Source organism: Bacillus cereus group sp. BcHK124 (assembly GCF_027712065.1).
GTDB classification, from domain to species: Bacteria; Bacillota; Bacilli; order Bacillales; family Bacillaceae_G; genus Bacillus_A; species Bacillus_A pacificus.
Genome location: NZ_JAQFPJ010000001.1, coordinates 754,432 through 765,487 on the forward strand (window position 1 = coordinate 754,432; position 11,056 = coordinate 765,487).

Genomic DNA, 11,056 nt, shown 5'->3' on the forward strand with positions numbered 1-11,056 from the left:
ATTCCTCTTTTTTTTCTGTTAGGATTATGAAAAAATAAAAGTATGGTAAAATAGACAGGAAGTACCATGCTTTTTTATGTTATTTTAATTAAAAGGAGCCGCTATTATGAGAGAGCCATTTAAATATGTGGACGGTATACTGTATTTACAAGCGTGGAAAGAACTTGGGAACATTACTGCTGGATTTACGACAAAAGATGGTGGGGTAAGTACGGGCTCCTTTCATGCGATGAATTTAGGATTACATGTGAATGATATTGCGGAGAACGTTCATGAAAATAGACGCATTTTAGCAAATAAGTTACAAAAACCATTAGAAAACTGGATTTGCTCTGAACAAGTTCATGATCATCATGTTGAAAAAGTAGGAGAACAGGAAAAAGGAAGTGGCGTTTATTCATATGAAGACGGCATTTCAAAAACAGATGGCATTTATACGACTAATAATGATGTTCTTCTAACATCTTGTTACGCGGATTGTGTTCCACTCTATTTTTATGCACCATCACATGGTATGATAGGACTTGCGCATGCTGGATGGAAAGGGACTGTAAAAGAGATTGCAAAAGAAATGATTCAAAAATGGAATGCAGAAGGGATTTCAAGTGATGAAATTCATGTTGCGATTGGACCAGCAATTGGATCTTGTTGTTACGTTGTTGATGATCGAGTGCTAACAGCAGCAGAGCAAGTAGTAAACGGTTCTGTCCCTTATAAAAAAATTTCTGACGGACAGTATGCAATTAATTTAAAAGAAATTAATCGTATACTATGTTTACAAGTAGGCATAAAAGAAGAGAATATTGTAATGTCATCTCTTTGTACAAGCTGTGAAGAGCAACTCTTTTTCTCTCATCGTCGTGATCAAGGTAAGACGGGGAGAATGTTGAGTTTCATAGGTTTTAAGGAGGACGAAAGCAAGTGACAGTACAAACAAATTTAACAACTGTAAATGAATCAATTAAACAATCTTGCGCACGAGCAGGACGTTCGTTGCAAGATATTAAACTCGTTGCGGTTACAAAAACGGTAGGAATTGAAAAAACAAACGAAGTAATTGAAGCAGGAATTATCGATTTAGGTGAAAATAGAAATGAAGGTTTCTTACAGAAGTACGAACATTTCGGTTCAAAAGTGAATTGGCATTTTATTGGATCATTACAAACGAGAAAAGTAAAAGAAATCATTAATGAAATCGATTATTTACATTCATTAGATCGTCTTTCACTTGCAAAAGAAATTCAAAAACGTGCGGATAAGAAAGTGAAATGTTTTATTCAAGTGAAAACATCATCTGAAGAATCAAAGCAAGGATTGGCAATAGAAGAAACCGTTTCTTTTATTCAAAGTTTGCAAGAATTGGATAAGATTGAAGTGGTTGGACTAATGACAATGGCTCCATTTACAGAAGAAGAGAAAGAAATCAGACGCTGTTTTAAGACATTACGTATGCTACAAACAGAGGTGCAGGAGTTAGAATTGTTACATGCGCCATGTAAAGAATTATCAATGGGAATGTCTAATGATTACACCATTGCAATTGAAGAAGGTGCTACATACATTCGTTTGGGGACGATTTTAGTAGGAAAAGCGTAAAAGGAAGGAGAATCTTATTATGAGTTGGTCAAAAGTAAAATACTTCTTTTTTGATACACCTGAAGAAAAAGAAGCAGCTCAATATAGTTATGAAAAGGAGCAAACAGACATGAAGAAGCAGCAAGATCCGCCAGAACAACAAGATGTTACGTTTCCAAAAGCGCAAACGAAACAAAATGTTGTGAGCATTGAAACAGCGAAGCAATCTTCAAAAGTTGTTTTATTAGAACCACGCACATATTCGGAAGCGCAAGGAATTGCGGACCATTTAAAAGGTAGACGAGCTGTTGTGATTAATTTACAACGAATGTCTACGGATCAGGCTGTACGTATCGTTGACTTTTTAAGTGGTACTGTATACGCTATAGGCGGGGACATTCAAAAAATAGGACCGAAAACATTTATGTGTACGCCTGAAAATGTAGATATTGTTGGTGCAATTTCAGAGTTATTCGGTGAAGAAGAAGACACAAATATAAAGAGGTGGTAATACGCCATGGAAACCGTTTTAAGACTTTTAGTTTATGCTATCGAGATTTACTCGTGGGCACTTATTATTTACATTCTCCTATCATGGTTCCCAGGTGCAAAGGAATCAACTTTCGGAGAGTTTCTTGCGCGTATTTGTGAACCATATTTAGAACCATTTCGCAGATTTATTCCGCCGCTTGGTATGATTGATATTTCGCCACTTGTTGCGATCTTTGCTTTAAGACTTGCGACAAATGGCTTGGTAAGTTTATTCGGCTATTTCTTATAGTAAGAGGTTATATGTATGAGCATCTACGAGCATTTTAGACCTGATGAAGTGGTCTTTGTGGATAAAGTGTTAGAGTGGAAGCGAGCAGCGGAGTACCATCAAGTGAAGTTAACAGACTTTCTTGATCCAAGACAACAACAAATTGTCACTATGGTAATAGGACAAGGAGATATTGCTGTACAGTTTGATGGTGCAACGTCTCAAGCAGAGCGCAAAAGAGCACTCATTTATCCAGACTATCTAGTAGTAAATGAAGAGGAATTTCAAGTAGAAGTATTGGAAATTGACTATCCTTCCAAGTTTTATACGCTAGAGCATAGGCAAATATTAGGTACATTTATGTCTCTCGGTTTAACGAGAGAAAAATGTGGTGATATTTTGCTTCAAGAAGATCGTGCCCAAATTGTAGTCGCGAAAGAAGTTGTATCTTATATTGAGATGAACTTACAATCTATAGGAAAAGTGAAAGTCTCCTTATCACCAGTGCAAGGGGAAAAAATTCTACAGATACAAGAAACGTGGGGGGAGAAATCCGGAACAGTTTCTTCACTTCGTTTAGATGTTATGTTAGCTGAAATGTTACATATATCTAGGCAAAAAGTACAACCTTTCATAAAAAATGGTTTAGTAAAAGTGAATTGGAAAACAGTGGAGCAAACCTCTTATGAATGTTATCCAGGAGATGTTTTTTCAGTGAGAGGACATGGACGCAGTAAATTGTTTTCTGTAGAAGGTAGAACAAAGCGCGACAAATGGAGAATTTTGTATGGTATACTAAAATGATTGGTTTTTTAGAAGGAAATCCTCCTATTTTGTCGAAGAAAAGATATAATTGAAAGAGGAAATTTAGATAACTACTTGGAGGTGGCGTTGTGCCGTTAACACCATTAGATATTCATAACAAAGAATTTGGTCGCGGATTCCGTGGCTATGATGAGGATCAAGTAAATGAGTTTCTTGATCAAATTATCAAAGATTATGAATTAGTCATTCGTGAGAAAAAAGCTTTAGAAGAACAAGTTGCGCAATTAGAAGGGAAGTTAGATCATTTCTCTAATATTGAAGATACGTTAAACAAATCTATCGTTGTTGCACAAGAAGCAGCGGAAGAAGTAAAACGTAATGCGCAAAAAGAAGCAAAATTAATTGTACGTGAAGCTGAAAAGAATGCAGACCGTATTATTAACGAAGCTTTAGTAAAATCAAGAAAAGTTGCTTTTGATATTGAAGAGCTAAAGAAACAAGCGAAAGTATTCCGCACTCGTTTCCGTATGTTATTAGAAACACAGCTTGAAATGTTAAACAACGATGATTGGGATAAACTAATTGAGTTAGAAGACGAAGTAGACGAGCTGTTGAAAAAAGAAGAAACAGTGTAAGCTTGACGTTTTTCTCATTATTACATATAATTTTAAACAACATATTTATTAAGAAAAACGAAGATAGGGATAAGTACCTTTTTCATACCTTATATAGCGAACTGAGGATGGTGTAAGCTCAGGATAAGGAGATAATGGGAATATCACCCTGGAGTTCCGCGCTGAACAAATAGAGTAAGCGTAGGCGTATATTCGCGTTAAGAATATAAAGAGGATTGTATACATACGTATAGGATCTACTAGGGTGGTACCGCGGGAGACTTTCTCGTCCCTTTTTGGGATGAGAAAGTCTCTTTTTTATTCCGTTTTTTAGGTCTTTCTTTTATACATGTAAGGAGGAATTGAGCATGGAGTACAAAAATACATTACTAATGCCAAAAACAGAGTTCCCGATGCGTGGGAATTTACCAAAACGTGAGCCTGCAATGCAAGAAAAGTGGGCGGAAATGAATATTTATGAAAAGGTACAAGAACATACGAAAGGTCGTCCTTTATTTGTACTGCATGATGGACCTCCATATGCGAATGGTGACATTCATATGGGACATGCATTAAATAAAGTATTAAAAGACTTTATCGTTCGTTATAAATCAATGACTGGTTTCTGTGCACCATATGTCCCAGGTTGGGATACACACGGTTTACCAATTGAACAAGCTTTAACAAATAAAGGTGTAAAGCGTAAAGAAATGACAGTTGCTGAGTTCCGTAAGTTATGTGCAGAGTATGCATATGAACAAGTAGAACGTCAGCGTGAGCAATTTAAGCGTTTAGGTGTACGTGCTGATTGGGATAACCCATACATTACTTTAGAGCCAGCTTATGAAGCACAACAAATTAAAGTGTTTGGTGATATGGCGAAAAAAGGTTATATCTATAAAGGACAAAAACCAGTTTATTGGTCACCAACGAGTGAATCAGCTTTAGCGGAAGCTGAAATTGAATACCAAGATAAAAAATCTGCATCTATTTACGTAGCATTCCCTGTAAAAGATGGAAAGAACGTATTAGAAGGTGATGAGAAATACATCATCTGGACAACAACGCCTTGGACGTTGCCTGCAAACTTAGGTATTTCTGTTCACCCAGAACTTGAATACGCTATTGTAAAAGTAAATGATGAAAAATATATTATTGCTTCTGAACTATTTGAGACAGTTGCAAAAACGTTAGAGTGGGAAAACGCTGAAGTTGTGAAAACAGTAAAAGGTAGCGAGCTTGAGTATACAGTTGCAAAGCATCCATTCTACGATCGTGATTCATTAGTTATGCTAGGAGATCACGTAACAACAGATGCAGGTACAGGTTGTGTTCATACAGCACCAGGACACGGGGAAGATGACTTTATTGTTGGTAAAAAGTATGGCTTAGAAGTACTTTGCCCAGTTGATGATAAAGGTGTATTAACAGAGGAAGCACCTGGATTTGAAGGCTTATTCTACGATAAAGCTAACAAGCCAATTACAGAAAAATTAGAAGAAGTAGGCGCATTACTGAAACTAACATTCATTACGCATTCATATCCACATGATTGGAGAACGAAAAAACCTATTATTTTCCGTGCGACAGCACAGTGGTTTGCATCTATTGAAGCATTCCGTAAAGAATTATTAGAAGCTGTTGCGGAAACAAAATGGGTACCAGCATGGGGCGAAACTCGTCTTCATAACATGGTTCGTGACCGTGGTGACTGGTGTATTTCTCGTCAACGTGCATGGGGTGTACCAATTCCTGTATTCTATGCTGAGAATGGTGATCCAATCATTACGGATGAAACAATTAACCATGTAGCTGATTTATTCCGTGAACACGGTTCTAACGTATGGTTTGAGCGTGAAGCGAAAGATCTATTACCAGAAGGATTTACACATCCAGGTAGCCCAAATGGTGAATTCCGTAAAGAAACAGACATCATGGATGTATGGTTCGACTCAGGTTCTTCTCACCAAGCGGTATTAGAAGAGCGCGATGACTTACAACGTCCAGCAGATTTATATTTAGAAGGATCTGACCAATATCGTGGTTGGTTTAACTCTTCATTATCGACAGCAGTTGCTGTAACAGGAAAAGCGCCATATAAAGGCGTACTAAGCCATGGTTTCGTATTAGATGGTGAAGGACGTAAAATGAGTAAGTCGATTGGAAACATCGTCGTACCGAGGAAAATTATGGATCAATTAGGCGGAGATATTTTACGATTATGGGTATCTTCTGTTGACTATCAATCTGATGTACGTATTTCGGATGATATTTTAAAACAAGTAGCAGAAGTGTATCGTAAAATCCGTAACACATTCCGTTTCTTATTAGGAAACTTAGACGACTTTAAGCCAAGTGAAAATACAGTAGCTGTAGCTGAACTTCGTGAAGTAGATCGTTACATGTTAGTGAAATTAAATGACTTAATTACAAAAGTAAAAGAAGCATATGAGACATACGACTTCGCTGCTGTATATCATGCAATTCATAACTTCTGTACAATTGATTTAAGTTCATTCTACTTAGACTTTGCAAAAGACATTTTATACATTGAAGGTGCGAACCATGAAGATCGTCGTGCAATTCAAACTGTATTATATGATGTTCTTGTTGCATTGACGAAACTTGTAACACCAATCTTACCGCATACAGCTGATGAAGTATGGCCATACATTCCGGGTGTAACAGAAGAAAGTGTACAATTAACTGATATGCCAGAAGCTGTACAATTAGATGGTGCAGAAGCATTAAAAACAAAATGGGATGCATTTATGACATTGCGTGATGACGTATTAAAAGCGTTAGAAGTGGCTCGTAATGAAAAGGTAATCGGTAAGTCATTAAATGCAAGCATTACGCTATATCCAACTGCAGAAATGAAAGCTATGTTAGAGTCTATTAACGAGGACTTAAAGCAATTATTCATCGTTTCTGAGTACAAACTTGGTGGCATGATGGAAGAAGCGCCAGCAGATGCACCGAAGTATGAACATACAGCGGTTGTTGTTGCTCAAGCAACTGGTGAAACATGTGAACGCTGTTGGGTAGTTTCAGAAACAATTGGTAAAGATGCTGAACATGAAACATTATGTGAGCGTTGTGCAACGGTTGTTAAAGAAAATTATGTAAAATAATAAGGGGTGACTGCACGTAAAGTGCAGTCATTTTTTTGGTTAACAGTATATTGAAATAACTTTAACTCTCTTTCCTATGAAGGAAAAATGTGTGAGAGGTAAGCATATAAATTTCGGACACACTAATCGTACATTGCAACTGGGAGGAATGTACACGTGAATGAAATGTATATGGAAATCAAAGAAGAATTGCAATTGATGCGAAAAGAGTTACAAGAGAGGCTAGCTAAAGAGGTTATGTACAAATATAATACAGAGTTTAGCGAAGAGCTTGGGTATGAAATGAAGGAAGAGATAAAGAAAAAACTATTATTACATGATATAAAAGAGGATTTAAAAGATGTAGAACGTGCATTATTTAAAATGGAAATAGATATGTATGGTATTTGTGAAGACACAGGGAGAGTAATGTCGGTAAAACAAATGAAAACGATGCCGACTGCCCGAACCATTCATGAATTTTTCTATGAAAAAGTAAATGTATGAATGGGCACAACGATATTATATTACCTTTTTTTTATTTATTTTATTCTTCTATAAAGGTTCATTGTGAAAAGGTTGCAGCTATGCTAAAATTTTGAGGTACACTGTCTTTGTGGGGGAAATGAAAATGATATATTATGTAATAGCGTTATTTGTCATTGCCATCGATCAAATATCGAAATGGCTAATTGTAAAGAACATGGAATTGGGTACGAGCATTCCGATTATCGATAATGTATTATACATAACATCACATCGAAATAGAGGAGCTGCCTGGGGCATTTTAGAAAATAAAATGTGGTTTTTCTACATTATTACAGTCGTTTTTGTAGCATTTATCGTATTTTATATGAAAAAATATGCAAAAACAGACAAGCTTCTAGGAATTTCATTAGGTCTAATTTTAGGCGGAGCAATTGGTAATTTTATTGATCGTGTATTTAGACAAGAAGTAGTGGATTTCATTCACGTGTATATTTTCTCGTACAACTATCCAGTATTCAATATCGCTGATTCAGCATTATGTATTGGTGTTGTATTAATTATTATTCAAACATTATTAGAAGGCAAGAAAACGAAGGAGTAATTGAATGAGTGAAGTAGTACAAGTAACAGTTGCAGAAGAACAAAAAAATGAGCGAATTGATAAATTCGTTGCAGGAATAAATAATGAATGGTCACGTACACAAGTACAACAATGGATTAAAGATGACGTTGTTACAGTTAATGGAAAAGCTGTAAAAGGGAATTATAAAGTTAGAGAAAATGATGAAATTACAGTGACGATTCCTGAGCCAGAAGAGTTAGATATTCAGCCAGAAGATATGAACTTAGAAATTTATTATGAAGATGCAGATGTACTTGTTGTTAATAAGCCGCGTGGTATGGTTGTACATCCAGCACCAGGTCATACAAGTGGTACACTTGTGAACGGTCTTATGCACCATTGTACAGACTTATCAGGCATTAATGGTGTGATGCGTCCAGGTATCGTGCATCGTATTGATAAGGATACGTCAGGCCTATTAATGGTTGCTAAAAATGATATGGCACACGAATCACTTGTAAATCAACTTGTAGCAAAAACAGTAACGAGACGTTACAAAGCGATTGTACACGGTGTTATTCCGCACGATAAGGGAACGATTGATGCTCCGATTGCTCGTGATAAGAAAGAACGTCAAAGTATGACGGTTGATGAAAATGGTAAGCATGCTGTTACGCATTTCCAAGTGTTAGAGCGATTCAAAGATTTCACACTTGTAGAATGTCGCTTAGAAACAGGGCGTACACATCAAATTCGTGTTCATATGAAATATATTGGCTATCCACTTGCAGGAGATCCAAAGTATGGACCAAAGAAAACGTTAGATATGAACGGACAAGCACTTCATGCAGGTATTTTAGGATTTGATCATCCTCGCACTGGTGAATATATTCAGTTTGAGGCACCGATTCCAGAAGTGTTTGAAGACGCATTAAATATTTTACGAAAATAGTATTGACAAATCATAAGAAAACTGAGATACTGACAACAGTTAAATAATGATCCTTTAACACAGCCCCGTGAGGTTGAGAAGGTAACGGTTTGAAATGCATAGGGTATGCTATACCCTTTTTCAAAAGTCCTCTCGCACACGCTGAGAGGACTTTTTTTTATACCATTACTCTCACGCAAGAAAAAAGCTTGGAGGTGTAGAGCATGCAAGAGAAAGCTGTCGTTTTAGATGACCAAATGATTCGCCGCGCTTTAACACGAATTAGTCATGAAATCGTGGAACGAAATAAAGGTGTCGATAATTGTGTTCTTGTCGGAATTAAAACTCGTGGAATTTTTATTGCACAACGTTTGGCAGAACGAATTGGTCAAATTGAAGGAAAAGAAATAGAAGTTGGAGAGCTAGACATTACGTTATATCGTGATGATTTAACGCTACAATCGAAAAATAAAGAACCACTTGTAAAAGGTTCTGATATCCCTGTAGATATTACGAAGAAAAAAGTTATCCTTGTAGATGATGTATTATATACAGGCAGAACAGTTCGAGCAGCAATGGATGCTCTGATGGATTTAGGTAGACCATCACAAATCCAATTGGCGGTTCTTGTTGATAGAGGTCATCGTGAACTACCAATTCGCGCTGATTATGTAGGAAAGAACATTCCAACATCAAGTGAAGAGCGTATCGAAGTTGATTTGCAAGAGACAGATCAACAAGATCGAGTAAGCATATACGATAAGTAAAGCCCTTTTAAATGTAGTCCTGTGAGGCTGCCAAAGGGTCTTGGCTTTCATATGTCAAATTTGGCATACGAAAGTGTAGGACTCTTTGTGCACAGGCACAAAGAGTTTTTTTATTGCAAAGATTTAAACTGAAGGAGGATGTAACAATGGAACAAAAGCCAGTGTTAGACGTTAATGAAGTACCGAAACCGGGAAAATGGTTATTTTTAAGTATACAACATTTGTTCGCGATGTTTGGATCAACAGTGCTTGTTCCGTTTTTAACAGGATTGAATCCGTCAGTAGCATTAATATCAAGTGGATTAGGAACGTTAGCGTTTCTTCTTATAACGAAAGGTCAAGTACCTGCCTATCTAGGATCATCATTCGCCTTTATCGCACCGATTATAACAGCAAAAACGGCAGGTGGACCGGGAGCAGCAATGCTTGGTGGGTTGCTAGCAGGGCTTGTGTATATCTTAATCTCAATCGGAATTAAGAAATCAGGATCAAAGTGGATTATGAAATTACTACCACCAATCGTAGTTGGTCCAGTAGTAATGGTAATCGGTCTAGCTTTAGCACATACAGCAGTTAACATGGCGATGAATGGTGCGGATGGCAAATATAGCTTTACACACTTTTCAGTAGCATTAGTAACATTAGCAATTACAATTATATGCTCAATATTCGGAAGAGGATTTTTCAGTATCATACCAGTGTTACTTGGCATTATCGGCGGATATATTTTCGCTTACTTCCAAGGGCTAGTAGACTTAAAGCCGGTAGCTGAGGCAAAATGGTTTGTTGTACCAGATTTCACAGTACCATTTGTAACATACACACCAGAGTTTTCATGGAAGATCGTACTCTTGATGGTACCAGTTGCACTAGTAACAATTTCAGAACATATCGGACACCAAATTGTACTAGGAAATGTTATTAAAAGAGATTTAATTGAAAAACCTGGTTTACACCGTTCAATCTTCGGTGATGGAGTAGCAACATTAATCGCATCACTAATCGGTGGACCACCGAATACAACGTATGGTGAAAACATCGGTGTGCTAGCAATTACAAGAGCGTACAGTGTATACTTATTCATCGGTTCAGCCGTATTCGCAATCATGTTCGGATTTATCGGTAAGATTTCTGCACTGATTCATTCGATACCAACACCAGTTATGGGTGGTGTATCAATCTTACTATTCGGTGTAATCGCATCAAGCGGATTACGTATGATGGTAGACGATAAAACAGATTTAAGTGACAAACGAAACTTAATGATTGCATCAGTAATACTAGTAATCGGTATTGGTGGAGCGGTACTTCACGTAGGAGAATCATTCCAAGTAGAAGGAATGGCACTAGCAGCAATTGTAGGTGTACTGCTAAATTTACTACTACCGGAAACGAAACAAATAAAACAATCTAAGCAGATTGCTTCATAATAATAACCTTTTAATTCAGTCCTGTGAGACCGAAAAGGGTGGCTTCTTTC

12 protein-coding genes and 1 other annotated feature are annotated in these 11,056 nt (G+C 37.0%); all 12 genes read left to right on the top strand.

What is annotated here, in order from left to right; all coding sequences use genetic code 11:
- Window positions 1–106 precede the first annotated feature (106 nt).
- The 12 genes from pgeF to uraA all read left to right on the top strand — a co-directional run bounded on the left by pgeF (window position 107) and on the right by uraA (window position 11,006).
- Entirely contained in the window at window positions 107–925 is an 819-nt protein-coding gene (pgeF, locus tag PDK19_RS04165; RefSeq protein ID WP_270706627.1) for a peptidoglycan editing factor PgeF, read from the top strand.
- Window positions 922–1,596, top strand: a complete 675-nt coding sequence (locus PDK19_RS04170; protein WP_000218173.1) for a YggS family pyridoxal phosphate-dependent enzyme — start codon at window positions 922–924, stop codon at window positions 1,594–1,596. The genes pgeF and PDK19_RS04170 overlap by 4 nt, the downstream gene beginning before the upstream one ends.
- 19 nt (window positions 1,597–1,615) lie before the next feature.
- Window positions 1,616–2,086, top strand: a complete 471-nt coding sequence (locus PDK19_RS04175; protein WP_000119138.1) for a cell division protein SepF — start codon at window positions 1,616–1,618, stop codon at window positions 2,084–2,086.
- A 6-nt stretch (window positions 2,087–2,092) separates the two neighbouring features.
- Entirely contained in the window at window positions 2,093–2,356 is a 264-nt protein-coding gene (locus tag PDK19_RS04180) for a YggT family protein (protein WP_000450921.1), read from the top strand.
- Window positions 2,357–2,371: 15 nt separating this feature from the next.
- On the top strand, window positions 2,372–3,139 hold the full coding sequence (locus PDK19_RS04185) for a YlmH family RNA-binding protein (RefSeq protein WP_270706628.1): 768 nt from the start codon (window positions 2,372–2,374) through the stop codon (window positions 3,137–3,139).
- 89 nt (window positions 3,140–3,228) lie between these two features.
- Window positions 3,229–3,735, top strand: a complete 507-nt coding sequence (divIVA, locus tag PDK19_RS04190; protein ID WP_001131612.1) for a septum site-determining protein DivIVA — start codon at window positions 3,229–3,231, stop codon at window positions 3,733–3,735.
- A gap of 51 nt (window positions 3,736–3,786) precedes the next feature.
- Window positions 3,787–4,011, top strand: a binding site (T-box leader).
- Window positions 4,012–4,082: 71 nt separating this feature from the next.
- Window positions 4,083–6,848 carry an isoleucine--tRNA ligase gene (gene ileS2 / locus PDK19_RS04195; RefSeq protein WP_270706629.1) on the top strand — a complete coding sequence of 922 codons (2,766 nt, stop codon included), beginning with the start codon at window positions 4,083–4,085 and terminating at the stop codon, window positions 6,846–6,848.
- Window positions 6,849–7,004: 156 nt separating this feature from the next.
- Entirely contained in the window at window positions 7,005–7,334 is a 330-nt protein-coding gene (locus PDK19_RS04200; protein WP_001004666.1) for a molecular chaperone DnaK, read from the top strand.
- Window positions 7,335–7,458: 124 nt separating this feature from the next.
- Window positions 7,459–7,917 (top strand): lipoprotein signal peptidase LspA, encoded by a 459-nt coding sequence (lspA, locus tag PDK19_RS04205; RefSeq protein ID WP_000642177.1) that lies wholly within the window; start codon window positions 7,459–7,461, stop codon window positions 7,915–7,917.
- A 4-nt stretch (window positions 7,918–7,921) separates the two neighbouring features.
- Window positions 7,922–8,830 carry an RluA family pseudouridine synthase gene (locus PDK19_RS04210; RefSeq protein ID WP_000005838.1) on the top strand — a complete coding sequence of 303 codons (909 nt, stop codon included), beginning with the start codon at window positions 7,922–7,924 and terminating at the stop codon, window positions 8,828–8,830.
- Between the two features lie 203 nt (window positions 8,831–9,033).
- Window positions 9,034–9,576, top strand: a complete 543-nt coding sequence (pyrR, locus tag PDK19_RS04215; RefSeq protein WP_001156487.1) for a bifunctional pyrimidine operon transcriptional regulator/uracil phosphoribosyltransferase — start codon at window positions 9,034–9,036, stop codon at window positions 9,574–9,576.
- Window positions 9,577–9,722: 146 nt separating this feature from the next.
- Entirely contained in the window at window positions 9,723–11,006 is a 1,284-nt protein-coding gene (gene uraA, locus PDK19_RS04220; protein ID WP_000435920.1) for a uracil permease, read from the top strand.
- Window positions 11,007–11,056: the final 50 nt, after the last annotated feature.

Coding starts and splice junctions, on each gene's coding strand:
- PDK19_RS04180 (WP_000450921.1), top strand. CDS start 2,093: ATGGAAACCGTTTTAAGACTTTTAGTTTATGCTATCGAGATTTACTCG.
- ileS2 (WP_270706629.1), top strand. CDS start 4,083: ATGGAGTACAAAAATACATTACTAATGCCAAAAACAGAGTTCCCGATG.
- uraA (WP_000435920.1), top strand. CDS start 9,723: ATGGAACAAAAGCCAGTGTTAGACGTTAATGAAGTACCGAAACCGGGA.
- pyrR (WP_001156487.1), top strand. CDS start 9,034: ATGCAAGAGAAAGCTGTCGTTTTAGATGACCAAATGATTCGCCGCGCT.
- lspA (WP_000642177.1), top strand. CDS start 7,459: ATGATATATTATGTAATAGCGTTATTTGTCATTGCCATCGATCAAATA.
- PDK19_RS04185 (WP_270706628.1), top strand. CDS start 2,372: ATGAGCATCTACGAGCATTTTAGACCTGATGAAGTGGTCTTTGTGGAT.
- PDK19_RS04210 (WP_000005838.1), top strand. CDS start 7,922: ATGAGTGAAGTAGTACAAGTAACAGTTGCAGAAGAACAAAAAAATGAG.
- pgeF (WP_270706627.1), top strand. CDS start 107: ATGAGAGAGCCATTTAAATATGTGGACGGTATACTGTATTTACAAGCG.
- PDK19_RS04175 (WP_000119138.1), top strand. CDS start 1,616: ATGAGTTGGTCAAAAGTAAAATACTTCTTTTTTGATACACCTGAAGAA.